Below are 26,858 nucleotides of genomic sequence, written 5' to 3'. Positions count from 1 at the left end.
TCGCGGTAATCCAATCTATGAGTCGAGCTCCGCTTTCATGCTTCCAGGCTATTATAATATGATGGAGAGAGAACGGGGAAGGAGAGATTGGAAAATGGAGCCTTTGCCCGCCCTGTCGCCGCTTGCGGCCATCCTAGCGGAGCGGATCGCAAGAAGCGCCCGGACCGGCACGACGCTGACGGGCGAATCGACGCGGTGCATCACGTTTCGGGAGTATATGGACATCTGTTTGTACGATGCGTCGCACGGCTACTATCGCAGCGGAACGGCGGCGAGAGTCGGCCGCGGCGGCGATTTCTATACCAGCGCCTATATCGGGGACGCGATGGGGACGACGCTGGGGGCTTATTTGTTCCGCCTTGCGGAGGAGCGGTTCGGCGGGGGCGGAGCGCCGGTCGAGCTTGTCGATTGGGGCGGAGGGACGGGCCGTCTGGCCCGGCAAATGCTGCACGGTTGGCTGTCGGCGGCGGAAGCGCCGGGGGCGAACGACGAGCCGGGGGCGAACGCCCGGCGGAGCGTCTGTCTGACGGTCGTGGACGGCAATCCGGCCCATCGCAGGGAGGCGGAAGAAGCGCTTGCGGAAGAGAGGCGATCCGGTCTCGCGGCCGTTATGGACGAAGCGGAAGCGGAAGCGCATCCGTGGCGGGAGTCGCCGGTCGTCGTCATCGGCAACGAGCTGCTGGACGCAATGCCCGTCCATCGGGTGTGCATGCGGCGAGGCAGGCTGCTGGAATGGGGCGTCGCCTGGGACGAAGCGGCCGGCAAGCCGGTCCCATGCCTGACGGAGCCGAGCTCGGAACGGCTGGCGGAGATGCTGGACGCCGAAGGGACGAAGCTTCGCGAAGGGCAGACCGCGGAGATCGGGCTCGCTGCGGCCGATTGGGTGGCCGGATTGGCCGGCAAGCTCGGCCGGGCGATTCTCGTTCTGATCGATTATGGAGACGAAGCCGGGGAGTTAACCGCCGCCCACCGGATGGACGGCACGTTGATGTGCTACCGCCGCCATATCGCCGGAAGCGATCCGTACGAAGCGCCGGGAGAGCAGGACATCACGGCGCATGTCAATTTCACTTCGATCCGGGAAGCTGCCGGGGAGGCCGGCTGGACAACGCTCTGGTACGGCACGCAGAAGCGGTTTCTGGTGGAGGCGGGGCTGCTGGAACGGTTGGTCGGGCACGACGAGACCGATCCGTTCCACCCGGTTGCGCGGCGCAATCGGGCCATTCGGCAGCTGCTGCTGTCGGACGGCATGAGCGAGCTGTTCAAGGTGCTCATACTGGAGAAGTAGTTCGGCTATCGTTGTCCCTCGGGCTCTTACGTGGAAATCTCGGCGTTCGCCGCGGCTGTTGGATGCTCTTCTTGCTGCATTTGAGGGCTTACCCCGCTGCTCAGTCATGTATTTTCCTCTGAAGGAGGTGGCTAGATTTAGCCGGCTGAAAATACATGGATTCGAAGGTAGCCATAAGATGACTTGTCTGAGGGGGCAACATCTGGATTGGCGGACCACCCTCCATCTGAGCTACGGGGATAAGCCTCCAAAAGTGCGTCAAAGGGAATAACGGAGAGGGGACCATTCTTCCCACGAGCGCTTGCAAACGCAAAAAAAGCCGCCGATCTCTGCAAGGGGAGCCGGCAGGCTTCTTTGTCAACGCGCTTATTTGGCGGAATCAGTAAGGCAATCCCATTTCGAAAACGCTCCAATAAGTGAAGCCCAGGAACGCGATGATCATATAGCCCCAAAACATGAAGATGTATGTACGTTCCGTGAAATTCAGATAGCCGAACAAGAAGAATACGGCCGACTGAATAAAGAACAGCAACGACATCTCCCACATATCGCCCGCGAACGACATCAGAGCGATTACCAGCGTAAAGAAGCCCAACACCCGGAACATGCGTGCCATGATTGATCCCCCTCTCTGCTCGTTCCCCTGAATTTCTAAAGCATATTATACCTTTTGCCCCAGCAAAGTGTAAACCGGAAGAAGTGACGAATTGGCAAACTTTTCGTCCATGTCTTCAATGTTCCGCGTTGTTCGCCTTTTTATGCATGCGTTCGGCGATTGCTCCCTCCGAGGTATACCGTGACAAAAAGTGGATATACATAGAAGTATCCGATAGATTCTATGAACTCTACCATGGGCATAGAAATGAATCAAAAGCCGAATGGCGCGTTGGATATATCGACGAGGAGGGAGCAATTGCATGACGGCTGTAAGACAGGACGCTTGGAGTCCGGATGACGATATGATTTTGGCGGAGGTGACGCTTCGGCATATTCGCGAAGGAAGCACGCAGCTCGCCGCTTTCGAGGAAGTGGGGCAGCGGATTGCGCGCACGTCGGCGGCATGCGGATTTCGCTGGAACAGCTGCGTCCGCAAGCGGTACCACGAAGCCATCAACATTGCGAAGCAGCAGCGGCAAAAACGCAATTATTTGAAGAAGCAAGGCATTCCTCCGTTAAGCGGATCGGAGAAGCTGACGTCGGAAGACGGGGATACGGCCAAATCCGACGTCGTAACGGCGGAAACGTTATCGATGGACGCCGTTATCCGTTATTTGCGGCAGTGGAAAAACTCCGTTCAAGAGCTGACCCGCCAAGTGCGGTCGCTTGAGAAAGAGCTGAAAGAAAAAGAAGAGCAGTTGGCCGAGCTGCGGCAGGAGAACGAGCGGCTCTCCAAGGAAGTGAACGAAGTTCAGACCGATTACCGGGTCGTGAACGACGACTACAAGGCGCTCATCCGCATTATGGATCGGGCCCGCCGGTTGGCCTTCCTCGCGGAAGATACCGAAGAGGAGAAAACCCGGTTTAAAATGGATGCCAACGGCAACCTGGAGCGAATCGAATAATGGACCGCGAAAATAGGCCGTCTTCCCGCGCTATCGGGAGGGCGGCCTATCGGTCGTCATAGGGACGATGCGAAGCGCGCGGCGCGCCGTTGTGATATGGTTAAGAGAGCGAATGTCATGCGGAAAGGAAGAAGCCGGAATGGAATCGATCGTCGTGCTGGGAGGGGGATCGCTCGGCCTGCTGCTGGCGGGCAAGTTGAACGCCGCGGGCAGCCGCGTGGAGCTATGGACAAGAACCGAGGAGCAGGCGCTTCGGCTGGAGCGCGAAGGCGTGGCGATCGAAGACGCCGGCGGCGGCCGGACGGTTGTCGCCGTTCGGGCGCAGGCGCTGGAGCATGTCGCCGCGCGCCGAAATACGACCGTCCTGCTGGCCCTGAAGCAAACGGCGCTGACGGACGAGCTGCTGGAGCGATTGGCCGGCATCTTGACGGAAGGTTGCGCGATTGCCGCCTTCTGCAACGGGATCGGCCACTTCGACCGGCTCCGGCGGGCATTGCCGGGCGTGAAGCTTGCAGCCGCCGTCACGACGGAAGCGGCGCTGCGAACGGACGCGCGCACCGTCGTGCATACCGGAAGAGGGCATATTTGGCTCGGACCGGCGCCGCTGTTCGACGAAATTCCGCCCCGCTATGCCGAAATGCCCGGGCGCAATCGGCTGCAAGAGGCGGAAAGTCGACTTGTGCAGGCAGGATTTTCCGTGATTCTGTCGAATGATATGAAGGAACGGATGCTTCGGAAGCTGTTGGTCAACGCCGTCATCAACCCTCTTACCGCCCTTCTCCGCATCCGGAACGGCGAATTGACTTCCACGCCGCAGAGGCTTCGCCTCGTGCGATCCCTGTTCGACGAGACGGCGGGCATTCTTCAAGCTTACGGCATCCCCGAGGATGATCGGCTATGGGACGAATTGCTTGACGTATGCGAACGGACCGCCCATAACCGTTCCTCGATGCTCCAGGATGCGCTCGCCGCAAGGCCGACGGAGATCGACGCCATCAACGGGGCGGTGTGCCGTCTGGCGAAGCGGCAAGGACTTTCCGCTCCGTGGAACGAGAAGATTTCAGCGTTGGTAAAAGCGCTTGCCGGCGGGTAAGGAGAGGTAAACATGGCTTCTTTCTGGGACGCTCTGGTTAAAGCATACGCGGCGCTTGCCGTCGTGCCGATCATTCCGTTTTTGCTCGTCTTTGCCGTGGTCAACTTGCGCAGCGGAGACCGGAAACGGGCGATCAAGCTGTCGATGGACATCACGACGGTGTTTCTGATCGGCTGTGTCTCAAGTTTGCTCAATCGGATGGGTACGTCCTTCGGGCCTTATATTATCCTTTTATTTATGTTGATTGCAGGCGGACTGATCGGAGGCGCCCAGAACCGGCTAAGAGGAAGAGTCGACACGGCCAAGCTGATCCGGGCGATCTGGAGACTGTCTTTTTTGGTCATGAGCGTTCTTTACGTGCTGTTGATGCTGGTCGAGCTGGCGAAGCGCGTATTCGGCAGTCCGGCCTGAACAAAAGTCAAGCAATGCCGGAAAACGAACGGAATAAATGGAAGTAACGGAAGCGACCTACCCGGATGGAGGTTGTTTCTTTTTTTATTTCCATTATTAATTGAAGGGATTAAGTGTATTACATAAAGTTAGTTGGTAATTGGGTAATGCAATTGGGAATGATGGAAAAAATGACTTCTGGTACAAAATAATCAAGAACGATATAATGGACACTGCTTATATAAACAGACGAAGGGGTATGACACTGCATGCGCAAATCCTGGCTACTCGTGCTTGCCTTGCTGCTGGTCTCCGGGACCGTTCTGGCCGGCTGCGGCTCGAACAAATCGTCCTCGAAGGACCAAGTCTTCAACATGAACCTGACGTCGGAACCTCCGACGCTCGATCCCGCCCTCGCTCAAGATTCCGTCTCCTTTACGGTGCTCACCGGACTTTACGAAGGCTTGACCCGCAAGGACGCCGACGGCAAAGTCATTCCGGGCATCGCGGAAACGTGGGATGTGTCCGACGACCAGAAGACGTATACGTTCCATCTGCGCAAAGACGCGAAATGGTCGAACGGCGACCCCGTCACCGCACACGACTTCGAATACGCCTGGAAGCGGGTGCTGGACCCCGATATGAACCCGGCTTCCCCGTACGCTTATCAGCTTTACTACATTAAAAATGCGCAAAACTACAATATCAAAACGGATAACCCGAACCACATCAGCGACCCGAACCAAGTCGGCGTCAAAGCGCTGGACGACTATACGCTCGAGGTTCAACTGGAAAATCCGACGCCGTACTTCCTGAGCATTACGTCGTTCTGGACGACGTTCCCGGTCCACAAATCCGCCAAGGACAATCCGGCCTGGGCGGCGGAAGCGAACACGATGATCACGAATGGGCCGTTCAAGATCACGACGTGGAAGCACGGCAACGAGATCGATCTCGTGCCGAACGAGAACTACTACGCCAAGGATGAAGTGAAGCTGCAAAAAGTGCATTTCGTCATGGTCAAAAACGCGTCTACCGAATTGCAAATGTTCCAAACCGGACAGCTGAACTTCGCGGGCTTCCCGACCGGCGAAATTCCGACCGAACAAATCGAGAAGCTGAAGCAGACGAACAAGGACGAGCTGCGCATCCAGCCGATCGCCAGCACGTACTACTATAACTTCAACAACACGAAAGCGCCTTTCGACAACGCCAACATCCGCAAAGCGTTCGCGCTCGCCGTCGACCGCCAGCAACTGGTCGAGAAAGTGACGAAGGGCGGACAACAGCCGGCTCTCGGATTCGTTCCGCCGAGCATCAAGGGCGAGAAGAAGACGTACCGCGAGGAATACCCGGACACCGGCTTCATGAAGCCGGACGTGGCGGCCGCCAAAGAGGCGCTCGCACAAGGGTTGAAGGAAAAAGGGTTGACGAGCCTTCCGACCGTCACGCTGACCATTAACGAAGGCACCGGCCACAAGCAGATCGCCGAAGCGCTCGCCGACATGTGGCGCAAAAACCTGGGCGTCGACGTGAAGATCGAGACCCAGGAATGGAAAGTGTTCCTGAAGAACCGCCAAAACCTGAACTACGAGATCGCACGCGCCGGCTGGTCCGCGGACTACAACGATCCGATGACGTTCATCGACATGTTCACGTCGAACGGCGGCAACAACGACATCGGCTTCAAAAACGCGCAGTACGACGAACTGGTGAAGAAAGCTTACGCCACCGCCGATCAGAAGGAGCGCATGCAGTTGATGAACCAGGCCGAGACGATTCTCGTCAAGGACAACATGGCCATCCTCCCGCTGTACTACTACACGGGCGTGTACATGGTCAAGAAAAACGTGCAGAACATCGCGATGGACTACCAAGGCATGGTGGACTACACGCGCGCTTACGTGCAATAAAGGTTGAACGAGCATCGGGATATGTCGGGCAAGTCCCAAGCATATCCCGATTTTACTTCCGACAGGACAAGGGGAAAGGAGTGAAATGACGTGGTGCGTTACTGGGGAGGGAAGGTCGTCTCCGTTATCGTGTCCCTGTTTGTATTGGCGACGGCGACATTCTTTCTGATGAAAGCTATTCCGGGCGACCCGTTCACGCAGGAGAAAGCGGTCCCTCCGGAGATCAAGGCGAAGCTCATGGCTTTTTACGGCTTGGACAAGCCGGTGTGGCAACAATATTTGATTTATTTGAAAAAGCTGCTTCATTTCGACTTGGGCATGTCCATGAAGAGCCAGTATCAAACGGTGTCCGGCATTATTGCGGACTCGTTCGGCTACAGCTTCCGCCTCGGGATTTTTGCGATTGTCGTATCCGTCGTCGTCGGGGTCGCCCTCGGCATTCTGGCGGCGATGTACCACCGGAAGCTGATCGACAGCGTCGCGATGGTTCTGGCGGTGCTGGGCGTCAGCGTACCGAATTTCGTGCTCGCGTCGTTTATGCAGTATGTGCTCGGCGTGAAGCTGGGATGGTTTAACGTGGCCGGGCTGGGCGGCCCGCTCGATTATGTGCTGCCCGTCATTGCGCTGTCCGCTCTGCCGATCGCCTATATCGCCCGCCTGACCCGCTCGACGATGCTGGAGGTGCTGTCGGCGGAATATATCAAGACCGCCAGGGCGAAAGGCTTGAAGAAGCGCGCTATTATTTTCAAGCACGCGCTTCGCAACGGCATTTTGCCGGTCGTCACCTATGCCGGCCCGATGACCGCGAATATCGTCACCGGCTCGGTCGTCGTCGAGCAAATTTTCGGCATTCCGGGCCTCGGCCAATATTTTATCGCAAGCGTTTCAAATCGGGACTACACGCTCATTATGGGCATTACGCTGTTCTACGCCGTCATTCTGATGATCGCCCGCCTGCTGACGGACATCGCGTACGGGCTGGTCGATCCTCGGATTGGACTTCGCTCGCGAAAGGGGGCTTCCGGATGAAGGACAATCGAACGGCTGCCGTGACGAAGCAAATGTTCAAAAGGCTCTCGTTCCGTCCGCCCGCGGAGATGATCGCCGGCGAGAGCGTGCCGATGTGGCGCGACGTCCTGCGGCGCCTCGTCTCGAACAAGCTGGCGATGGCCGGCGTCGTCTTCCTCGTGCTGCTGGCCGTTATGGCCATTATCGGTCCGATCATCTCGCCGCATGATTATTTCACCAACAATCTGGACCGGACGAACGAGCCTCCTTCCTCGGAGTACTGGTTCGGAACGGACAGTCTGGGACGCGACCTGTTCTCGCGGATTTGGATGGGGGCGCGCATCTCGCTGATCGTCGGACTCGCGGCCGCCGTCATCGACCTCGTCGTAGGCGTCATCTACGGCGGCATCATGGGCTTCGTCGGAGGCCGCACGGACGAAGTGATGAACAAAGCTTCGGAAATTTTGTATTCCATTCCTTATTTGCTTGTCGTCATTTTGCTGCTCGTCGTGCTGGAGCCGAGCATGTGGACGATTATTCTCGCCCTCTCCGTCACGGGCTGGATCAACATGAGCTGGATCGTCCGCGGTCAGATTTTGCAGCTCAAAAACCAGGAATACGTGCTCGCCGCCCGCTCGTTGGGCGCTTCGGGCTCGCGCATTCTGTTCAAGCACCTCATTCCGAATACGCTCGGACCGATTATCGTCACGCTGACGCTGACCGTTCCTTCGGCGATTTTCTCGGAAGCGTTCCTCAGCTTCCTCGGTCTGGGCGTGCAATCGCCCGCCGCTTCGTGGGGGACGATGATCAACGACGCGCTGGCCAGCTGGACGCTGTATCCTTGGCAAATGCTGTTCCCGGCCTTGCTGATCAGCTTGACGATGCTTGCCTTCAACGTGTTCGGGGACGGTCTGCGCGACGCGTTCGACCCGAAGCTGAAAAAATAAATTCGCATGATTCATGGGAGGTGACGAGATGGAACCCATTCTTCGCGTAAACGACCTGCACGTATCGTTCCGTGCGCGGGGCGGGGAAGTGCAGGCGGTGCGGGGCGTCAATTTCGAGGTCAAGAAAGGCGAGGCGATCGCCATCGTGGGCGAATCGGGCTCCGGCAAGAGCGTAACGGCGCAGAGCATCATGCGCCTTCTGCCGAGCCCCCCTTCGTTCGTGAAGCAAGGAACGATCGAGTTCATGGGCCGGAACCTGCTGGAGCTGTCCGAGCAGGAGATGGAATCGGTGCGCGGCAAGGACATCGGCATGATCTTCCAGGACCCGATGACCTCCCTCAATCCGACGATGACGATCGGCCATCAAATTACGGAAGGGCTGATCAAGCACCAGGGGATGGACCGCAAGGCCGCCCGCGAGCGGGCGCTGGAGCTGCTTCGGCTCGTCGGCATTCCGAATCCCGACACCCGGTTCGGCCAATACCCGCACAACTTCTCAGGCGGGATGCGGCAGCGGGCGATGATCGCCATCGCCCTCTCCTGCAATCCGGCGCTGCTCATCGCCGACGAACCGACGACGGCGCTCGACGTGACGATTCAGGCGCAAATTTTGCGGCTGATGAAGGATTTGCAGGAGCGGTTCGGGACGTCGATCATTCTCATTACCCACGACCTGGGCGTCGTGGCCGACATGTGCGACCGGGTCATCGTCATGTACGGAGGCCAGGTCGTGGAGACGGGGTCGAAGTGGGACATCTTCCGTCATCCCCAGCACCCGTATACGCGCGGCTTGCTGCGCTCGATGCCGAGGCTGGATCAGCCGAAGGGCGAGCCGCTCATTCCGATTCACGGCACGCCGCCCGACTTGCTCGTTCCGCCGCAAGGCTGCGCGTTCTGCGCGCGCTGCGAGGAAGCGATGGAAGTGTGCGTGGACCACGATCCCGAGCTGGCGCCCGTAGGCGGAGAAGGCCAGACGGCGAAGTGCTGGCTGCATCATCCGTTCGCGAAGGAGGTGCAAGCATGAGCGTATCGACGGTAACGAAAACGGAGAACGGCTTCCGGCCGACCGGCGCGTCCGGCGGCCCCCTGCTCGAGGTGGACCGGCTGAGCAAGTTTTTCCCGGTCGGCGGCGGACAGACGCTGAAGGCGGTGAACGACCTGTCGCTGACGGTCGCCAAAGGCGAGACGCTGGGCGTCGTCGGCGAATCCGGCTGCGGCAAGTCGACGGCGGGCCGGACGATTATGCGGCTCTACGAGCCGACGGCGGGCGAGACGCGGTTCGAGGGACGCAACATCTACAAGCTGAAAGGGGCGGAGCTGAAGAAGCTGCGGCGCGAGATGGCGATGATTTTCCAGGACCCGTACGCCTCTCTCAACCCGCGCTTCAACATCACCGACATTATCGCGGAACCGCTCGACATTCACGGCATCGCCGGGAGCTCCAAGGAGCGCAAGCGCAAGGTCGAAGAGCTGCTTGAGCTCGTCGGCCTCCGCCCGGAGCATGCGAACCGCTATCCGCACGAATTTTCCGGCGGCCAACGGCAGCGCATCGGCATCGCCCGCGCGCTCGCGGTGCGTCCGAAGTTCATCGTCTGCGACGAGCCGATCTCGGCGCTGGACGTGTCTATTCAGGCGCAGGTCGTCAATCTGCTGCAGGAGCTGCAGAAGTCGCTCGGTTTGACGTACCTGTTCATCGCCCACGACCTGTCGATGGTCAAGCACATCAGCGACCGGGTCGCCGTCATGTACCTCGGCAAAATGGTGGAGCTCGCCGAAAGCTCGGAGCTGTACGCCAATCCGAAGCATCCGTACACGCAGGCGCTGCTGTCCGCAATCCCGATTCCGGACCCGCAGATCGAGGCGCAGAAGGAGCGGATCGTGCTCTCCGGCGACTTGCCGAGTCCGATCAACCCGCCGAGCGGCTGCCCGTTCCGCACGCGTTGTCCGCACGCGACGGAGAAGTGCGCGGCCGAGGCGCCGGAATTCCGCGAAGTGAAGGACGGCCATTGGGCGGCTTGCCACTACGCATAATCGAATAGAAGGAAGGGGCAGGCGCTTTAAGCTGGCTCCTTCTTTTTTTTGACCGCCCGTCATCGGGATGAGCGGCCGCCCGAACGTTGCCTATGGCGCGGGCGTATATTTGAAGGAATGCCAGAGAACGGGCGTCCGGCATGTCTTACGGGATTTTCCACCGGCTGTCTTTGCCGAATTCCCCCTGTTCATGTACAATCAACTTTGACATGCTACTTATTGTCGGGAGGACCCCTTATGAACGTTACCCCTCTTGAAGGGTTGTCTTCTCCGTCTCTGGCGGAACGCTACCGGATGGGAGACTCGGACGTGTGCGGCTTGTTCGGCTCCCATCCTTCCCATTCCGAAGACTGGCGCCGCAGAGCGGAGTTGCTCGACCGGACCGCCGGGAGCCGAATCGACCGCAAGCGGCTCGCCGATGCGCTCAGAGCGTTTCAAGCGCGCCTTGCTGCGCCCAGCGAAGCGGTCAGCCGCTCCATCGATACGCTGGAGCGCGAGGACGCGCTCATCGTCGTAGGCGGACAGCAGGCCGGATTGTTCGGCGGCGCGCTGTTGGTCGTCTACAAAGCGTTGACGGTCATTCAGACGGCAAGGCACGCGCAGAAGCTGCTGGGCCGGCCCGTCGTCCCGGTGTTCTGGATCGCGGGCGAAGACCACGATTTCGAGGAAGCGAACCATGTTCATGTCGCTTCCCTGGACGGGCAAGTGAAGCGGATTCGGGTGGAGCGCCCCGAAGGGCCGCGGCAGGCGGTCAGCCGCACGCCGATCTCGGCCGATCAATGGGCGGCCGCCGTCGAAGAGCTGTCGGCTTCGCTTCCCGACACGGAATTCAAGCCGGTCTGGCTCGAGCGAATCCGCAGCCAGGTGGCGGACGCGCCGACGCTGACCGTCGCTTTCGCCCGGCTGCTGTCGGATTGGTTCGGGTCCGAAGGGCTCGTGCTGCTCGATGCCGACGATCCGGAGCTGCGGAAGCTGGAAGGGCCGTTTTTCCGCCGGCTGATCGAACGCAACGACGAGCTGGAGGCCGCTCTGCGGGAAGGAGAGAACCGGGTTCGCGAGCTGGGCTTTCCGATTCAGGCGGAAGCCGCGCCCGGGAGCGCCAATCTGTTCGTCCACGCCGAGGCGGGGCGGACGCTGCTTTTCAGGCAAGACGGGCGCTTCGCCGATCGCAAGGAAGAGACGGTTTTCTCCCGGGAAGAGTTGCTCCGGCTTGCGGACGAGAATCCCGAGCGGCTGAGCAACAACGCGTTGACGAGGCCGCTTATGCAGGATTACGCGCTCCCCGTCCTCGCCGCCGTGCTCGGGCCGTCGGAGATTGCCTATTGGGGCGTGCTCGGCCCCGCTTTCGCCCGGTTCGAGCTGTCGATGCCGCTGCTCGTGCCGAGGCAATCGTTCTCGTACCTGGAGCCAAGCGTCGCGAAGCTGCTCGACAAGTACGGCGTGACGGCCGAAGACATCATGCTGCGCGGCGACAGCCTCAAAGCCGAATGGCTGGAGGGCCAGGACGAGTGGCGGCTCGAGGAGAAGTTCGCGGAGGCGCGCGAGCGGTTCGCTGAGCTGTACGCGCCGATCTTGGACACCGTCGCCGCGCTGCAGCCGGCGCTGGCCAAGCTGGGCGAGACGAACCGCGACAAAATTTTGGAGCAGATGGCCTACCTGGAGAACCGGGCGGCCGACGCGCTGGCGAAGCGGCACGAAGCGGCGCTTCGGCAATGGGACCGGATGCGCTCCTCGCTCTGGCCGCAAGGCAAGCCGCAGGAGCGGGTGTACGGCGCCATTCATTTTCTCAACCGGTACGGACCGGATTGGCTGACCTCGTGGAGGGAAGTGCCTTACGACGCGACGGGCGGGCATCGTTTGGTCTCGCAATAGCCCTTATCGGACTTCCATTATAACAGGAGGGATCATCCCCGCATGAAAACCACGTTGACGAGCGTCATCAAGGATCCGGCTCTCGCGCCGGAAGGGAAGCTGAAAATCGACTGGGCGTCGGCCCATATGCCGGTGCTGAACCGGATCCGCGAGCAATTCGAGCGGGAGCAGCCGTTCAAAGGGCTGCGCGTCGCCATTTCGCTCCACTTGGAAGCGAAAACCGCCTACCTGGCCAAAGTGGTGCAGGCGGGGGGCGCCGAAGTGGCGATTACGGGCAGCAATCCGCTGTCGACGCAAGACGACGTCTGTGCGGCGCTCGTGGAAGACGGCATCGCCGTCTTCGCCAAGTACAACCCGACGCCCGAGGAATATCACGACCTGCTGGTGAGAACCGTCGAGACGAAGCCGGATCTGATCATCGACGACGGCGGCGATCTGGTGACGATTCTGCATACGGAGCGGCAGGATTTGCTGCCGGGCGTGCGCGGCGGCGCCGAGGAGACGACGACCGGCATTCTCCGCCTGAAGGCGATGGACCGGGAAGGCTCGCTCAAGTTCCCGATGGTCGCGGTCAACGACGCGTATTGCAAGTATTTGTTCGACAACCGCTACGGCACGGGACAGTCGGTATGGGACGGCATCAACCGCACGACCAATCTGGTCGTGGCGGGCAAGACGGTCGTCGTGAACGGCTACGGCTGGTGCGGCAAAGGCGTCGCGATGCGCGCCAAAGGGCTCGGCGCCAACGTCGTCGTGACGGAAGTCGATGCGATCAAGGCGGTTGAAGCGTACATGGACGGCTTCACCGTGCTGTCGATGGACGAGGCGGCGAAGGTCGGCGAATTTTTCGTGACCGTCACGGGCAACAAGGACGTCATTCGCGGCTCGCATATCGAGAAGATGAAGGACGGCGCCATCCTGTCCAACGCCGGGCACTTCGACGTCGAGGTCAATCTTGTGGAGCTCGCCGCGCTGTCCGTGTCGAAGCGGACGGTTCGCCGCAACATCGAGGAGTATCAGCTGAAGGACGGCCGCCGCATCTACGTGCTGGCGGAAGGACGCCTCGTCAACTTGGCCGCCGGCGACGGCCATCCGGCCGAAATTATGGACATGACGTTCGCGCTGCAGGCGCTGTCGCTCAAGTACGTGAACGAGCATTACCGGTCGATCGGCAACCGCGTCGTCAATGTTCCTTACGAGCTTGACGAGCAAGTGGCCCGAACGAAGCTGGAGTCGCTCGGCATTCGAATCGACAGCCTGAGCGCGGAGCAGAAGGCGTATCTGGACAGCTGGGCCGCGCACTGATCAACGGCGGCGCCGGGCTAACCGGCTCGCCGCAAGAACGAGAAGAGGCCGACTTTTCAGGGCTGAACCTGATGAGTCGGCCTTTTTGACAGACTAGAACTTTGGCGGTCGGAAGCGATGTTGGTGTTCTTGGTCGTAACGGACCGTGAGTCCGTTATTTCCCGTTCGGAGGCCCTTTTGGAAAACTCAACGGACTGTAGATCCGTTATTCGCCTCAAGGGGAGCCCCAATGGGGGAATATCCGGCCTTTAACGGAACGACGGTCCGTTAGATCGTCAAAAACACGTTTTTTTGAGAAATAACGTCCTGTAGGTCCGTCAGAGATCGGCTGCTTGCACCGGCCGGGAACGAACGGTTGGCGAGATTGCCCAATGGCGCGCGGCAAGCCGCTATCGTCGAGGGCAGAGCGACGGCGACAGGCTCATTATAGCCCGGGCAATAATCGAAGCTAAGATGCTCCAAATCTGCTATAATATTTCATCATTTCCAACGGGAGCGAATCCGTTATGACGACGTCTTCACCGGGAAGCGGACTGGACTACAATAAACTGAATTTCGGCGTCTTTCTTCCGATCGCGAACGGCGGCTGGATCATCTCGGAAGCGGAGCCGCGGCCGGACGGCAGCTACGCGCTCAACCGCGAAGCGGCCGTCCTGGCCGACGAACTGGGCTTCGACTTCATCATGTCGATGGCGAAATGGCGCGGCTACGGCGGCACGACCAACCATTGGGGCGTCTCGCTCGAATCGATGACGATGATGGCGGGGCTGGCGGAGGCGACTTCCCGGGTGAAGGTGTACGCCACGGTACACACGTTGCTGTTCCATCCCGCCGTCGCCGCCAAAATGTTCGCTACGCTCGACCAGATGAGCGGCGGCCGCGTCGGCATGAACGTCGTCTCCGGCTCTTACGCGGGCGAGTTCCGCCAGATGGGCATGTGGCCGGAACATTTGGACCACGACGCCAGATACGACCTGGCGAAGGAATGGATGCAAGTCGTCAAGCGGCTGTGGAGCGAAGAACGCGTCACCCACAGCGGGACGTACTTCCGGCTCGAGGATTGCGAATCGAATCCGAAGCCGGTGCAGCGCCCGCGTCCGCCCATCATTTGTGCGGGGGCGTCGGAGAAGGGGATGGGCTTCACGATCGACGAAGGGGACGCCTGCTTCATCGGCGGCCGCGACCTCGAAGAGCTGGCCCGAATCAGCCGGCGGGCGAAGGAAATGGCCGAGGAGCGGGGCAAGACGATCAAGACGTATTCGATGTTCGGCGTCCTGCCGGCGGATACGGAGGAAGAAGCGCGGGAACGCGTGAAGAAATATGAGGACGGGGCCGATCTCGAAGCGATCAAGGGGCTGCTGCGCAGCTACGGATTGGAGCCGGACGGCCGCGAAAATTCAATGCAGGCCCGCGCCCGCAACGTCTTCATGAACGAGATGCTGATCGGCGACGCGGAGAGCATCGTGAAGCAAATCAAGATCATCATGGAGACGACGGGGCTGGACGGCATGATGCTGACTTTCGCCGATTACGTCGGGGATTTGCGCTACTTCGGCGAGAAGGTGCTGCCGCAGCTGCGCGGGGGCAAGTAAACGGGAATTTCCCCGCAGCGATTCGGCATGGTGCCGGACCGCTTCACCGCGGTTGCCCGGATGGGAGGGACGGCACCTTCCGGCAGGAGGCCGTCCCCGTGCGCGAACGCCGAGCGGCGAGGAAAGCCGTGCATTTGCAACTGTTCCGAATATTTGAAACATTTTCCACCTTTTCCTCGTTCATAAGGACGATCGGCCAAAAAAGGGGGAAATGTCTATGAAGGGGAAGTGGAGACAAGCGGCGGCGGGCATGCTCGCGGTCATGACGCTGGCTCTGGCGCTCACCGCCTGCAGCGCCGGCTCGAGCGACGATTCGAATTCGGCGGCCGCTCCCGAGGCCGCCAAGGGGGCAGCCTCGGAGGCATTAGGCGACGCAGCGTCCAAGACATCGCTGAACGCCCAGTACAGCGAGAACGCCGCTTCCGATGCCAAATCGGCGGCGAACGCTTCTGCGGCGGCCGGCTCCGGGTTGCCGCCCTCCGCCGCGGCGGAGACGGGTGCGGGAATCGGGGCCATTGCCGATGCCGACGCGGGCTACAACCGCAAAATGATTTATTCCGCAAGCGTCGTCTTGAAAGCGGCAAACTTCGCGCAGGCGGAGGAGCGGGTGAGCAACGCCATTTTTCAGGCCAGGGGCTTTATCGTTCAATTTGCGGATACCCGCAATGGGGACGAGATCGGTTCCACTTACGTGATCAAGGTGCCGTCGTCCGGCTTCAGCTCCTTCCTTGCTGCGCTGAAGGCGATTCCGAACGAAGGCTTCGAGCGCCAGGTTCAGGGCAACGACGTCACCGAAGAGTACGTCGATCTCGAATCCCGGCTGAAAGCGAAGCAAGCGGTGGAAGCCAGGCTGCTGGCCTTCATGGACAAGGCGACGAAGTCCGACGATCTCGTCCGGTTCTCGAACGAGCTCGGAAGCGTGCAGGAGGAGATCGAGCAGATCAAGGGGCGGATGCGCTATCTGGACCAGAACGTCGCCTATTCGACGGTCAATCTGAAGCTTTACGAGGCGGCGGAAGGGGAGAAGATGGCGGCCGGCGGGAAGGAAGCCAAAGGTTTGGGCGACAAGCTCGGGGATGCCTTGAGCGGAAGCTTGCGCGCCTTGGGGAACATCGGCGAAGGCATCTTGACGGTGCTGGCCGCCTTGCTCCCGGTGCTGATCGTCGCGGCCGCGATCGGATTGCCGATAGGGTGGGGCGTCCGCCGAAGCCGTTCCAACCGGAGGCTGCAAGCGGCGGAGAAGCGCAAGCGATGGAACGCGCCGCAGCCGGATGCGGACGGGGAAAGCCTACCCGCCCCGGCCGAGCGGACCCGGAACGATCCGTCCGACTCGGCCGGGGAGCCCGATCCCGCCGCCGGAAGCGAGCGCGCCGAACCGGCGAATCCGGACGGAGGACATCGCCCGCCGAAGGGCGGGAAAGCCCTTCCCGACGAGGAAGCGGGTCGTTAATCTCGTAAAATAATTTTTTCTTAATCCTGCTCTCGCAGCAGGATTTTTATTTTAGGGGGCGAATAATTCATCCTAAGTGGTTCAAAGTGGGGGAAAGTGGTGTAAAATGGGGGGAGTGACGAGGGCGCATGTTTTTGGGGGAATATCAGCACTCCATCGACGACAAAGGCCGCATCATCATTCCCGCGAAATTCCGCGAAGCCCTCGGCCCCGATTTTATTATCACCCGCGGACTGGACAACTGTCTGTTCGTCTATCCCCGGCAGGAATGGAACCAGCTGGAGCAGAAGCTGAAGCAGCTGCCGATGATGAAGTCCGACGCGCGCGCCTTTACCCGGTTCTTCTTCTCGGGCGCATCGGAATGCGAGTGGGACAAACAGGGAAGGGTAAACGTGCCGTCGCATCTGCGGGAATACGCGAAGCTGGACAAGGACTGCATCGTGATCGGCGTCTCCACGCGGGTGGAAATTTGGGATAAAGCCACCTGGGAGGCGTACAACCAGCAATCGCAAGAGTCGTTCAACGAGATTGCCGAGAAGCTGGTCGACTTCGATTTCAATTTCTGATTCTCTGATTCGGTTCACACACTCCTACAACATAGACAAAAACGAACGACCCCGAGAGGTTGCCGGGAGGCTTGCATAGATGTTCCACCATATTACCGTGCTGAAAGAGGAAGCGGTCGAAGGGCTGCGCGTCCGTCCGGACGGCATTTACGTCGACTGCACGCTCGGAGGGGCGGGTCACAGCGAGGCGATCGCCCAGAAGCTCATACCGGGACAGGGGCGATTGATCGGCCTGGACCAGGACGACAACGCCCTCGCCCATGCGCGGGAGCGGCTCAAGCCTTACGGCGAGGCCGTAACGTTGGTGAAGAGCAACTTCCGGCGCCTGATCGAGGCGCTTCGCAAAGCCGGCGTTCCGGAGACGAACGGAATGCCCCGGGTGGACGGCGTGCTGTTCGACCTGGGCGTATCCAGTCCGCAACTGGACGAAGCGGATCGAGGCTTCAGCTACAACCAGGACGCGGAGCTGGATATGCGGATGGACCGTTCCCAGCCCCTGTCGGCCAAGGACATCGTGAACGGTTGGGACGAAGCCGACATCGCGCGCATTCTCCGCGATTACGGCGAGGAGAAGTTCGCCCGCAACATCGCGAGGCAGATCGTTCAGGCCCGGGCGAAAGCGCCGATCGAGACGACGGGAGAGCTGGCCGAGCTGATCAAGGCCGGCATCCCCGCAGCGGCGAGAAGAACGGGCCCTCACCCGGCCAAACGGTCGTTCCAGGCGATTCGGATCGCCGTGAACGACGAGCTCGAAGCGTTCCGCGAGGCGCTTCTCCAAGCGATCGATTGCGTGCGGCCGGGGGGCCGCATCGCCGTCATTACGTTCCACTCCCTGGAAGACCGCATTTGCAAGATGACGTTCGCCAAGGAAGTCGCGGCGTGCCGATGTCCGCCCGATTTTCCGGTGTGCGTCTGCGGAGGGGGCGGCGGCAGGCTGCGGCTGACGCCGCGCAAGCCGATCGTTCCGTCCGAACGGGAGCTGGAAGCCAACAACCGGGCCCGTTCCGCCAAGCTGCGAATCGCCGAGAAACTCGAAGACACAAGCCAAATCTAAATACAATGAGACCGAAATCCGCAAGGGGGGCATAAAGCATGCAATATTACGGCAACCTGGCGCTGCGCGAGGAACGCAAGAAAGCGGAGACGGCGAACAGACGAAATCCGCAGCAGGCGCCGAGGAACCGGCGCCGCGGCATTCCGGTCGGAGAGAAGCTGCTGTATTTGCTGGCCGTGCTCGTGTTTGTCGCCGTGGCCAGCCTCGTCGTCTACCGTTACGCGGAACTCTATCAATTGAACCGCGAGATTCAGACGACGAGCGATCAATACGACCAAGCGGTCGAACAATCGAAGGAACTGCAGCGGGAAGTCGAGCGGTTGAAGGATCCCGGCCGCATTAAGGAGATGGCGACCAAATACGGCCTGCAGCCCCTCGACGGACAACCGATCACTCTGACTCCCCCTTCCGGTCCGTCGGCCGAGACGACGAAGCCGTAAGCCAGCAAGAGGAGTGAAAGGGCATGACAAGAAGAATCAAATTGCGCACGTTGATGCTGGGAGGGTTGCTGACCCTCCTTTTTGTCGGTTTATTCGGCCGAATCTACTGGGTTCAGGTGGCGAACGCCGCCTTCTGGGAGAAGCAGGCGCGGGAGACGTGGATGACGAGCAAGAAGCTGCCGCAAGAGAGGGGAATGATTCTGGACCGGGACGGGAAGGTGCTCGCCGCCGACGCTTCGGCGTATACGCTCGCCGTCAGTCCTTCGAAGATTCACGAGCTGGAAGAAGCTCATCCCGAGTGGCGGCTGCTCGATCAGATCGTCTCGAAGATTCATCTCGTGCTGGGCAAGCCGGAATCGGAAGTCCGGGCGATCGTGAACGCGACCAAGGGGGACGGCACTTATTACGAGCAGCGGGAAGTGCGGCCCGAGGGCTGGAAGATGGACAAGGAGGTCGCCGACCGGCTGAAGGCGTTCAAGGACCAGATGAGCAAGTTGACGGGCAAATCGGACGTAGGCATCTATTTCATCGAAGATAAGAAGCGCTATTATCCGAACGGCTCGCTCGCCTCGCAAATTCTCGGATTCGAGAACAAGGACGGCGAGGCGAAGATGGGGCTCGAGAAAACGATGAACGACGAGCTCAAGGGCGAACCCGGGGAAATTAAGTACGAGAAGGACGGCATTCGCACGCAGCTGCCCGACGGCAAAGTGGAAGTGAAGCAGGCGGTCGACGGGAAGAACGTGACGACGACGATCGACCGGGACATTCAATTTTACATGGAAGAAGCGCTGCGGGAAGCCTATCAGAAATATAATCCCGTCAGCATCACCGCCATCGCCGCGGACCCGAAGACGATGGACATTCTCGGCATGGTCAGCTTGCCGGACTTCAATCCGAACGCCTACTGGTTGACAACGAACCAGGAAGCGTTCAAGAACAATGCGATCCAATCGGTCTACGAGCCCGGCTCGACGTTCAAAATCGTCACGCTCGCGGCCGCCGTGCAGGAAGGGCTGTTCAATCCGAACGCTACCTATAAATCGGGAAGCATCAGCATTTCCAGCAAGGACAGGCCCATCCACGACCATAACTACGTCGGATGGGGGACGATATCCTTCCTGGAAGGCCTGAAGCGTTCGAGCAATGTCGCCTTTGTCAAGCTCGGCTACGAGATGCTAGGCAAAGAGAAATTCAAGGAATATATCAACAAATTCGGCTTCGGCGCCAAAACCGGCATCGAGCTGCAAGGCGAAGTGCTCGGCAAGACGACGCTGACCTGGAACCGGGACTACGCGTCCGCCACCTTCGGCCAGGGCGTCACGGTGACGCCGATTCAGCAGGTCGCCGCCGTGGCGGCGGTCGCGAACGGCGGCAAGCTGATGAAGCCCCATATCGTGAAGGCGATCACCGACCCGGCCACCGGGCAGAAGACGACGATCGAACCGGAAGTCGTTCGCCAAGTCATTTCGGAGGAGACGTCCAAGAAGGTAGGGGAGTATCTGGAGCAGGTCGTCAGCGATCAGGAGATCGGCACCGGCCGCAACGCCTACATCCCCGGCTACCGGATCGCCGGCAAGACGGGAACGGCGCAGGTCGTCGAGAACGGCGTTTACTCGGAAGACAAATATGTCGTCTCGTTTATCGGTTACGCGCCGGTCGACGACCCCAAAATCGTGCTTTACGTTCTGGTCGACCGGCCGGACGACAAATTCGCTGGCGGCGGCTCCGTGGCGGCGCCGATTTTCAAGCAAATTATGGGACAGTCGCTGCAGCATTTGGGCGTCATGCCGGAGCTGCCGAAGGAAGAGGAAGGAAAAGCGGCCGACAACGCGGGCTCGTCGCCGGTTCCGGTCACGACAACCGTACCGGACGTGACGGGCATGACGGTCGCTCAGGCGAAGAGCGAGCTGGCGGGCCGCTCGTTCGACGCTCAGGTGATCGGCAGAGGGACCAAAGTGCTGCAGCAGCTTCCGAAGAAAGGCAGCGTCATTCCGACCGATCAATCCATCTATCTCGTCACCGAGAACGAGGTCGGCAGCGTGCCGGATATGAAGGGCCTGTCGCTGCGCGACGCTCTGGAAATGTGCTCGCTGCTGGAGGCGTCCTGCACCGCCAAAGGAGAAGGCTATGTCGTTGCGCAGGAAAGCGCGCAGCGGAACGGCAAGCTCGCCGTGACGCTGACGCTGGCGCCGCCGGGACAGGCAGCGGCAGCCGGGCAAGAAGCGGAGGCGCCAGCGGGGGAAGACGCGAACGGTGACAAGGCGGGCGAAGGCGGAACCGGCGGCTCGTCCGGCCAATCCGGTAACGGGAGCGGGGATGATTACCCTTCCGGATAACGGGGGCTTGTTCTAACCGCCGCCTTCCCGGAATAGCTTGGAACTAAGCGCTTATGGCTTGTTTCGGCTTTTTCGGGAAGGAGGACCTCATGTGAAAATCTCGCAGGTGACCGTGCGAAGGCGGCTTTTTCTCGTGCTGATCGGCGTGATCCTCGCCTTCTGCGGGCTTCTCTTCCGCTTGGGCTACGTTCAGCTATGGGCCGGCGGGAAGTTGTCCCAGCTGGCGGAGAATTCGTGGCGGCGGGAAATTCCGTTCGAGGCCAAGCGAGGCGACATCGTCGACCGCGGCGGCGTCAAGCTGGCTTACGACGTGACCAACCCGACCATTTACGCCGTGCCGGTGCAGGTGAAGGATCCGAAGGGGACGGCGGCCGTGCTCGCCCCTCTGCTCGGGATGACGGAAGAGAAGCTGTACGGGCAGCTGACCAAAGGCGAAATGAACGTCAAGCTTCAGCCCGGCGGCCGCCGCATTACGACCGAGCTGGCGCAGCAAATCCGCAGTCTGAATCTCCCCGGCATCGTCGTCGCGGAAGACAGCAAACGCTACTATCCGTTCGGCAATTTGGCAGCGAACATTCTCGGCTTCACCGGCTACGAAGACGGGCTGAACGGCGTCGAGCTCAAGTACAACGACTTGCTCAAGGGAATCGAGGGCAACGTATCGTCGCTCACCGACGCGGCGGGACGCACGATGCCGAATTCGTCCGAGAAATATACGCCGCCCCGCGACGGACTGACGCTGAAGCTGACCATCGACCAGACAGTCCAGTCGATCGTGGAGCGGGAACTGGACCAGGCGGTGCTGAAATATCAGCCGAACAGCGCCATCGCCATCGCGATGGACCCGAACACGGGAGAAGTGCTGGCGATGGCGAGCCGGCCGACGTTCGATCCGGCCCACTACCAGGAGGCCAGTCCGGAGGTGTACAACCGGAACCTGCCGATCTGGATGACGTACGAGCCCGGGTCGACGTTCAAGATCATTACGCTGTCCGCCGCGCTGCAAGAGGGCAAGGTCGATTTGAAAAACGAATTTTTCTACGACCCCGGCTACGCCGATGTCGCCAGCGCGAAGCTGCGCTGCTGGAAGCGGGGCGGACACGGCAGCCAATCGTTCCTGGAAGTCGTCGAGAACTCCTGCAACCCCGGCTTTGTAGCGCTCGGGCAGCGGCTTGGCAAGGAGAAGCTTTTCGAGTATATTAAAAACTTCGGCTTCGGCAAGCGGACCGGCATCGATCTGATCGGCGAGGAGAACGGCATTCTGTTCAAGCCGAATCAGGTCGGACCGGTCGAGCTGGCGACGACTTCGTTCGGGCAAGGGGTGTCCGTCACCCCGATCCAGCAGATTACGGCGGTGGCGGCGGCGATCAACGGCGGCAAGCTGTTCAAGCCCCACGTCGCCAAGCAGTGGATTCAGCCGGAGACCGGCATGGTGCTCGAGGACGTGCAGCCGGAGCTCGTCCGGCAAGTGATCTCGCCCGAGACGTCGAAGCAGGTGCGCGAAGCGCTGGAGAGCGTCGTGGCGCAAGGAACGGGCGGCGGGGCGTTCCTGGACGGCTACCGGGTCGGAGGCAAGACGGGGACGGCGCAGAAGGTCGTGAACGGCCGCTACTCCGCCAGCGAGCACATCGTTTCCTTCATCGGCTTCGCCCCCGCGGACGATCCGAAGCTCATCGTCTACGTGGCGGTGGACAATCCGCAAGGGATTCAATTCGGCGGCGTCGTCGCCGCGCCGATCGTCCGGAACATTATGGCCGACGCGCTGCCGCATCTCGGCGTCGAACCGCGGAAGCAGCAGTTGAACAAGGAGTACAAGTACGGCGAGACGCCGACGGTGACCGTCCCGAACCTCGTCGGCAAGACGGTGTCCGACTTGTACGAGGACATGAACATGAACTTCCGGCTGTCGTCGTCCGGCAAGGGCGACACCGTTCTCCGCCAGGCGCCGGCGGCCGGAGCGAGAGTCGAGAAAGGGTCGGTCATCCGCATCTACCTCGGATCGGACGATTGAGGCGCCGCCTCGTTAAAAATCGTTCATTTTCTGAAAATGTCCTCCGCCGCCCTTGTAAAGGGCCGGAAGGTTGGACGATAATGAGGGTACGGTCCGCCCCAAGGGGCGGACCGAAATCCGGGAGGACGAACGCGAATGCAGTTGCGAGAGCTCATAGGCAATTTGTTGGTATATCGGACGGTCGGAGACGCCGGGATCGACATCGCCGGACTGGAATCGGATTCCCGCCGCGTCTCGCCCGGCCAGCTGTTCTTCTGTCTGCCGGGCCATACGGTCGACGGCCACGACTACGCCCCGCAAGCGGTCGAGAAGGGAGCCGCCGCGCTCGTCGTCTCCCGCGAGCTGCCGCTTCCGGTCGCCCAGGTCGTCGTGCCGAACGTCCGTCAGGCGCTCGCCATGCTGGCCGATGCCTGGTACGGACATCCTTCGCACGCCCTGCGGCCGATCGGCGTCACGGGCACGAACGGCAAGACGACGACGACGTACCTGATCGAGCGCATTCTGGCGGACGCCGGCATCGAGCCCGGCGTCATCGGCACGATCGAGACGCGCTACCGGGGGAGAAGCTTCCCGATGCCGGGGACGACGCCGGACGCGCTCGAGCTGCAGCGCATCTTCCGCGACATGCTGGACGCCGGGACGGAGCGCTGCGTCATGGAGGTGAGTTCCCACGCGCTGGAGCAAGGCCGGGTGAAGGGAACGCGGTTCCGCACGGCCATTTTCACCAACCTGACGCAGGACCATCTCGATTATCACGGCACGATGGAAGCTTACGCGGACGCGAAGGGGCTGTTTTTCTCGCGGCTCGGCAATACATACGCAAGCGATCCGGGCGAGCGGACCTACGCCGTGCTGAACGCGGACGACGAGGCTTCGCGGAAGTTCGCCCGGCTGACGTCGGCCGAAGTCGTCACGTACGGCGTCGAGAACGACGCCCATGTGCGGGCGAAGGATGTCGTCATCTCGGCCTCCGGCACGTCGTTCCGGGTCGAGACGTTCCGGGGCGAACGCCAGGTGAACCTGCAGCTCGTCGGCAAGTTCAACGTGTACAACGCGCTCGCCGCGCTGGCCGCCGCGCTGTGCGAAGGCATCGAGCTGGACCGGGCCGCGGACAGCCTAGAGCGTACGCCGGGCGTTCCGGGAAGAGTCGAAGCCGTGAACGAAGGCCAGCCGTTCGCCGTCGTCGTCGACTACGCCCACACGCCGGACGGCCTGGACAACGTGCTGCGGACCGTGCGCGAGATCGCGGCGGGACGCGTCATTTGCGTATTCGGCTGCGGCGGAGACCGGGACCGGACCAAACGTCCGATCATGGGCCGCATCGCCTACGAATGGTCGGACTACGTCGTCGTCACGAGCGACAATCCGCGGACGGAGGACCCGCTCGCCATCCTGGCCGACATCGAGGCCGGATTGAAGGAGGCGGGGGCCGATCCGGCCGCTTACGAGCTGGAGCCGGACCGCGCCGCGGCCATTCACAAAGCGGTTGAAATGGCAAGCCCCGGAGATGTAGTATTGATTGCGGGGAAAGGGCATGAGACCTATCAAATCATTGGCGGCGTCACCCACGATTTCGACGACCGCCTCGTGGCGAGAGCCGCGTTAAGGAGCCTAGTCAAGTGATGCAAGCGTCTTTGCGACAAGTGGCCGCCTGGAGCGGCTCTTTAAGCTTTCCGTCGGAACCGGAAGCCGGAGACCTGCGGGTGGCGGGCGTGTCGACCGATACCCGCACGCTGGCGGCCGGACAGCTGTTCGTGCCGCTCGCGGGCGAACGGTTCGACGGCCACGACCATCTGGCCGCCGCCGAAGCGGCGGGAGCCGCAGCGGCGCTGTGGCAGGCGGACCGGCCGCTGCCGGACACGAGGCTGCCGCTCATCGTCGTGGCGGATACGCTCGCGGCTTTGCAGCGGCTGGCCGCAAGCTACCTCGCCTCGATCGGGGCGAAGGCGGTCGGCGTAACCGGCAGCAACGGCAAGACGACGACGAAGGACCTCGTCGCGTCGGTGCTGTCGACCGGCTATAAAGTAACGAAAACCGAAGGCAACTTCAACAATCATATCGGCCTTCCGCTGACAATTTTGCGCGCTCCCGCGGATACAGAGGTGCTCGTGCTGGAGATGGGCATGAGCGGCCGAGGCGAGATTGCGCTGCTGACGCGGATCGCGAAGCCCGTTGTCGCGATCATTACGAACATCGGCGAATCGCACCTGCTCCAGCTCGGCTCGCGCCGCAACATCGCCCGTGCGAAGCTGGAGATCGCGGAAGGGCTGCAGCCGGGCGGCACGCTCGTCTACAACGGCGACGAGCCGCTGCTGGCCGAAGAGCTGGCGGCCGCGCCGCTTCCGGAAGGAACGCGCGCGGTTACGTTCGGCCAGGGCGAAGGCTGCGCCCTCCGTCTCGGCCGCCTCGAAGGAACGGCCCAAGGCAGCCGCTTTACGGTCGCGGACGATCCGGACACGGAGTACGAGCTGCCCGTTCCCGGCCGCCACAACGCGCTGAACGCGCTGGCGGCCGTGGCGATCGGCCGGCTGTTCGGGCTGTCCGCCGGGCGGATCGCCGAAGGGCTTCGCACCGCGAAGCTTACGGGCATGCGCATCGAACGGACGACCGCGCGAAGCGGCGCGACCGTCCTCAACGACGCTTACAATGCGAGCCCCACGTCGATGCGGGCCGCGATCGATTTGCTGGGCGGCCTAGCGCCCGAAGCCGGCGGCCGCAAATATCTCGTCATCGGCGACATGCTGGAGCTCGGCCCCGAAGAGGCGGCGTTCCATGCCGGCATCGGCCGGTATGCGACGCCGGACAAGACGGACTTCCTGTTCGCGTACGGGCCGCTGTCGCTTCACGCCGTACGCGAAGCGGAGCGCGTCTTCCCTCCGGGAGCCGTCCGGCACTTCGCCGACAAGCGGGAGCTGATCGGGGAGCTGCTCGCGCGCCTCGGGCCGGCGGACTTGGCGCTCGTCAAGGCGTCGCGGGGCATGAAGCTGGAAGAAGTCGTATTCGCGCTGCAGAGAGGGGCCGTGGAGTGAGCTTATGGACTACGCATCGACGTTATGGACGCTAGGCGTATCCTTCGTGCTGGCGGCCTTGCTCGGTCCGCTGTGCATTCCCGTGCTCCGTCGGATGAAGTTCGGACAACAGGTTCGGGAAGAAGGACCGCAATCGCACCGGAAAAAAAGCGGAACCCCCACGATGGGCGGCGTCATCATCCTGCTGGCGCTGACGCTGGCGTTCCTGAAATTTTCCGACCGGGGCCTCGCCTTCTGGGCGCTCCTCGTCGCTTGCTTGGGCTTTGGGCTGGTCGGCTTCCTGGACGACTACATCAAGATCGTCATGAAGCGTTCCCTGGGCCTTACGGCCAAGCAGAAGCTGTTCGGGCAGCTGCTGTTTTCCATTCTGTTCTGCGTCATTTTGCACCGGATGGGACACAGCACGGCGATCGGATTCCCCGGCGTGCACGGGACGCTCGATCTCGGATGGGGCTATTATTTATTCGTCATCGTCATCTTCTTCGCCTCCAGCAACGCCGTGAACTTCACGGACGGCCTGGACGGCCTTCTGTCCGGGACAAGCGCCCTGGCGTTCGGCGCCTACATGCTCATCGCGCTGCAAGCGGCCCAGCCGCAATCGGCGATTTTCTCCGCGGCGATGATCGGCGCCGTGCTCGGGTTTCTCGTGTATAACGCGCACCCGGCCAAGGTGTTCATGGGCGACACCGGCTCGCTCGGCATCGGCGGAGGGCTGGCGGCGGTCGCGATTCTGACGAAGACGGAGCTTCTGCTCATCCTGATCGGCGGCGTGTTCGTCATGGAGATGCTGTCGGTCATCATTCAGGTCGCTTCGTTCAAAACCCGGGGCAAGCGGGTGTTCAAGATGAGCCCGATCCATCACCACTTCGAGCTGTCCGGCTGGTCCGAATGGCGCGTCGTCACGGTGTTCTGGGCGGTCGGGCTCGCGTTTGCCGCCGCCGGTTTGATCCTTTACAAGGGGCTATAAA

Annotated in this window: 22 protein-coding genes; 21 read left to right on the top strand and 1 reads right to left on the bottom strand. The window is 61.2% G+C overall.

The window, feature by feature from the left end; translation table 11 throughout:
- Nucleotides 1-94 precede the first annotated feature (94 nt).
- The gene (locus G485_RS24750; protein WP_051317944.1) at nucleotides 95-1,288 is read left to right on the top strand and encodes a class I SAM-dependent methyltransferase; all 1,194 of its coding nucleotides are present in this window, start codon (nucleotides 95-97) and stop codon (nucleotides 1,286-1,288) included.
- A 379-nt stretch (nucleotides 1,289-1,667) separates the two neighbouring features.
- Here the strand turns inward: G485_RS24750 and G485_RS0101705 are convergent, their stop codons facing one another.
- Entirely contained in the window at nucleotides 1,668-1,904 is a 237-nt protein-coding gene (locus tag G485_RS0101705) for a DUF2626 family protein (RefSeq protein ID WP_027091094.1), read from the bottom strand.
- A gap of 301 nt (nucleotides 1,905-2,205) precedes the next feature.
- Between G485_RS0101705 and G485_RS0101700 the strand changes: the two genes are divergently transcribed.
- The 20 genes from G485_RS0101700 to mraY all read left to right on the top strand — a co-directional run bounded on the left by G485_RS0101700 (nucleotide 2,206) and on the right by mraY (nucleotide 26,857).
- A complete protein-coding gene (locus tag G485_RS0101700) occupies nucleotides 2,206-2,850 on the top strand; it encodes an RsfA family transcriptional regulator (protein WP_027091093.1) in 645 nt (214 codons plus the stop codon).
- A 139-nt stretch (nucleotides 2,851-2,989) separates the two neighbouring features.
- Nucleotides 2,990-3,943 carry a ketopantoate reductase family protein gene (locus G485_RS0101695; protein WP_027091092.1) on the top strand — a complete coding sequence of 318 codons (954 nt, stop codon included), beginning with the start codon at nucleotides 2,990-2,992 and terminating at the stop codon, nucleotides 3,941-3,943.
- 12 nt (nucleotides 3,944-3,955) lie between these two features.
- Entirely contained in the window at nucleotides 3,956-4,354 is a 399-nt protein-coding gene (locus G485_RS0101690; protein WP_027091091.1) for a DUF3397 domain-containing protein, read from the top strand.
- Nucleotides 4,355-4,602: 248 nt separating this feature from the next.
- Nucleotides 4,603-6,246 carry a peptide ABC transporter substrate-binding protein gene (locus tag G485_RS0101685; RefSeq protein ID WP_027091090.1) on the top strand — a complete coding sequence of 548 codons (1,644 nt, stop codon included), beginning with the start codon at nucleotides 4,603-4,605 and terminating at the stop codon, nucleotides 6,244-6,246.
- Between the two features lie 90 nt (nucleotides 6,247-6,336).
- Nucleotides 6,337-7,275 carry an ABC transporter permease gene (locus G485_RS0101680; RefSeq protein ID WP_027091089.1) on the top strand — a complete coding sequence of 313 codons (939 nt, stop codon included), beginning with the start codon at nucleotides 6,337-6,339 and terminating at the stop codon, nucleotides 7,273-7,275.
- A gap of 32 nt (nucleotides 7,276-7,307) precedes the next feature.
- A complete protein-coding gene (locus G485_RS0101675; RefSeq protein ID WP_205620103.1) occupies nucleotides 7,308-8,201 on the top strand; it encodes an ABC transporter permease in 894 nt (297 codons plus the stop codon).
- Between the two features lie 28 nt (nucleotides 8,202-8,229).
- Nucleotides 8,230-9,225: an ABC transporter ATP-binding protein gene (locus tag G485_RS0101670; protein ID WP_027091087.1), complete on the top strand. Its 996-nt coding sequence runs from the start codon at nucleotides 8,230-8,232 to the stop codon at nucleotides 9,223-9,225.
- The gene (locus G485_RS0101665) at nucleotides 9,222-10,232 is read left to right on the top strand and encodes an ABC transporter ATP-binding protein (RefSeq protein ID WP_084423052.1); all 1,011 of its coding nucleotides are present in this window, start codon (nucleotides 9,222-9,224) and stop codon (nucleotides 10,230-10,232) included. Before G485_RS0101670 ends, G485_RS0101665 begins: the two co-directional genes overlap by 4 nt.
- Before the next feature lie 237 nt (nucleotides 10,233-10,469).
- The gene (gene bshC, locus G485_RS0101660) at nucleotides 10,470-12,104 is read left to right on the top strand and encodes a bacillithiol biosynthesis cysteine-adding enzyme BshC (protein WP_027091085.1); all 1,635 of its coding nucleotides are present in this window, start codon (nucleotides 10,470-10,472) and stop codon (nucleotides 12,102-12,104) included.
- 42 nt (nucleotides 12,105-12,146) lie between these two features.
- Nucleotides 12,147-13,409: an adenosylhomocysteinase gene (locus G485_RS0101655; protein ID WP_027091084.1), complete on the top strand. Its 1,263-nt coding sequence runs from the start codon at nucleotides 12,147-12,149 to the stop codon at nucleotides 13,407-13,409.
- 506 nt (nucleotides 13,410-13,915) lie between these two features.
- Nucleotides 13,916-15,001 carry an LLM class flavin-dependent oxidoreductase gene (locus G485_RS0101650; RefSeq protein ID WP_051317942.1) on the top strand — a complete coding sequence of 362 codons (1,086 nt, stop codon included), beginning with the start codon at nucleotides 13,916-13,918 and terminating at the stop codon, nucleotides 14,999-15,001.
- A 217-nt stretch (nucleotides 15,002-15,218) separates the two neighbouring features.
- Nucleotides 15,219-16,451, top strand: a complete 1,233-nt coding sequence (locus tag G485_RS28170) for a DUF4349 domain-containing protein (RefSeq protein ID WP_051317941.1) — start codon at nucleotides 15,219-15,221, stop codon at nucleotides 16,449-16,451.
- Nucleotides 16,452-16,579: 128 nt separating this feature from the next.
- A complete protein-coding gene (gene mraZ, locus G485_RS0101640; RefSeq protein ID WP_027091082.1) occupies nucleotides 16,580-17,017 on the top strand; it encodes a division/cell wall cluster transcriptional repressor MraZ in 438 nt (145 codons plus the stop codon).
- A 79-nt stretch (nucleotides 17,018-17,096) separates the two neighbouring features.
- Nucleotides 17,097-18,071, top strand: coding sequence for a 16S rRNA (cytosine(1402)-N(4))-methyltransferase RsmH (gene rsmH / locus G485_RS0101635; RefSeq protein ID WP_027091081.1), 975 nt, complete (start codon nucleotides 17,097-17,099; stop codon nucleotides 18,069-18,071).
- Nucleotides 18,072-18,109: 38 nt separating this feature from the next.
- On the top strand, nucleotides 18,110-18,511 hold the full coding sequence (gene ftsL / locus G485_RS24740; RefSeq protein WP_051317940.1) for a cell division protein FtsL: 402 nt from the start codon (nucleotides 18,110-18,112) through the stop codon (nucleotides 18,509-18,511).
- A 23-nt stretch (nucleotides 18,512-18,534) separates the two neighbouring features.
- Nucleotides 18,535-20,850, top strand: coding sequence for a penicillin-binding transpeptidase domain-containing protein (locus tag G485_RS0101625; RefSeq protein ID WP_027091080.1), 2,316 nt, complete (start codon nucleotides 18,535-18,537; stop codon nucleotides 20,848-20,850).
- 91 nt (nucleotides 20,851-20,941) lie between these two features.
- On the top strand, nucleotides 20,942-22,861 hold the full coding sequence (locus tag G485_RS0101620; protein WP_027091079.1) for a stage V sporulation protein D: 1,920 nt from the start codon (nucleotides 20,942-20,944) through the stop codon (nucleotides 22,859-22,861).
- Between the two features lie 135 nt (nucleotides 22,862-22,996).
- Nucleotides 22,997-24,484 (top strand): UDP-N-acetylmuramoyl-L-alanyl-D-glutamate--2,6-diaminopimelate ligase, encoded by a 1,488-nt coding sequence (locus tag G485_RS0101615; protein WP_027091078.1) that lies wholly within the window; start codon nucleotides 22,997-22,999, stop codon nucleotides 24,482-24,484.
- Nucleotides 24,481-25,890, top strand: coding sequence for a UDP-N-acetylmuramoyl-tripeptide--D-alanyl-D-alanine ligase (locus G485_RS0101610; RefSeq protein ID WP_027091077.1), 1,410 nt, complete (start codon nucleotides 24,481-24,483; stop codon nucleotides 25,888-25,890). Before G485_RS0101615 ends, G485_RS0101610 begins: the two co-directional genes overlap by 4 nt.
- Nucleotides 25,891-25,894: 4 nt before the next feature.
- Nucleotides 25,895-26,857 (top strand): phospho-N-acetylmuramoyl-pentapeptide-transferase, encoded by a 963-nt coding sequence (gene mraY / locus G485_RS0101605; RefSeq protein ID WP_027091076.1) that lies wholly within the window; start codon nucleotides 25,895-25,897, stop codon nucleotides 26,855-26,857.
- Nucleotide 26,858 lies beyond the last annotated feature (1 nt).

Source organism: Cohnella thermotolerans DSM 17683, from assembly GCF_000429825.1.
Taxonomy (GTDB): domain Bacteria; phylum Bacillota; class Bacilli; order Paenibacillales; family Paenibacillaceae; genus Cohnella; species Cohnella thermotolerans.
Note: the sequence above shows the minus strand (reverse complement) of the source record. Positions and strands in the feature narration are given on the sequence as shown.

Excerpts from the sequence above, each read along its gene's own strand:
- G485_RS24750 (WP_051317944.1), top strand. The coding sequence starts at position 95 with ATGGAGCCTTTGCCCGCCCTGTCGCCGCTTGCGGCCATCCTAGCGGAG.
- G485_RS0101705 (WP_027091094.1), bottom strand. The coding sequence starts at position 1,904 with ATGGCACGCATGTTCCGGGTGTTGGGCTTCTTTACGCTGGTAATCGCT.
- G485_RS0101700 (WP_027091093.1), top strand. The coding sequence starts at position 2,206 with ATGACGGCTGTAAGACAGGACGCTTGGAGTCCGGATGACGATATGATT.
- G485_RS0101695 (WP_027091092.1), top strand. The coding sequence starts at position 2,990 with ATGGAATCGATCGTCGTGCTGGGAGGGGGATCGCTCGGCCTGCTGCTG.
- G485_RS0101690 (WP_027091091.1), top strand. The coding sequence starts at position 3,956 with ATGGCTTCTTTCTGGGACGCTCTGGTTAAAGCATACGCGGCGCTTGCC.
- G485_RS0101685 (WP_027091090.1), top strand. The coding sequence starts at position 4,603 with ATGCGCAAATCCTGGCTACTCGTGCTTGCCTTGCTGCTGGTCTCCGGG.
- G485_RS0101675 (WP_205620103.1), top strand. The coding sequence starts at position 7,308 with ATGTTCAAAAGGCTCTCGTTCCGTCCGCCCGCGGAGATGATCGCCGGC.
- G485_RS0101670 (WP_027091087.1), top strand. The coding sequence starts at position 8,230 with ATGGAACCCATTCTTCGCGTAAACGACCTGCACGTATCGTTCCGTGCG.
- G485_RS0101665 (WP_084423052.1), top strand. The coding sequence starts at position 9,222 with ATGAGCGTATCGACGGTAACGAAAACGGAGAACGGCTTCCGGCCGACC.
- bshC (WP_027091085.1), top strand. The coding sequence starts at position 10,470 with ATGAACGTTACCCCTCTTGAAGGGTTGTCTTCTCCGTCTCTGGCGGAA.
- G485_RS0101655 (WP_027091084.1), top strand. The coding sequence starts at position 12,147 with ATGAAAACCACGTTGACGAGCGTCATCAAGGATCCGGCTCTCGCGCCG.
- G485_RS0101650 (WP_051317942.1), top strand. The coding sequence starts at position 13,916 with ATGACGACGTCTTCACCGGGAAGCGGACTGGACTACAATAAACTGAAT.
- G485_RS28170 (WP_051317941.1), top strand. The coding sequence starts at position 15,219 with ATGAAGGGGAAGTGGAGACAAGCGGCGGCGGGCATGCTCGCGGTCATG.
- mraZ (WP_027091082.1), top strand. The coding sequence starts at position 16,580 with ATGTTTTTGGGGGAATATCAGCACTCCATCGACGACAAAGGCCGCATC.
- rsmH (WP_027091081.1), top strand. The coding sequence starts at position 17,097 with ATGTTCCACCATATTACCGTGCTGAAAGAGGAAGCGGTCGAAGGGCTG.
- ftsL (WP_051317940.1), top strand. The coding sequence starts at position 18,110 with ATGCAATATTACGGCAACCTGGCGCTGCGCGAGGAACGCAAGAAAGCG.
- G485_RS0101625 (WP_027091080.1), top strand. The coding sequence starts at position 18,535 with ATGACAAGAAGAATCAAATTGCGCACGTTGATGCTGGGAGGGTTGCTG.
- G485_RS0101615 (WP_027091078.1), top strand. The coding sequence starts at position 22,997 with ATGCAGTTGCGAGAGCTCATAGGCAATTTGTTGGTATATCGGACGGTC.
- mraY (WP_027091076.1), top strand. The coding sequence starts at position 25,895 with ATGGACTACGCATCGACGTTATGGACGCTAGGCGTATCCTTCGTGCTG.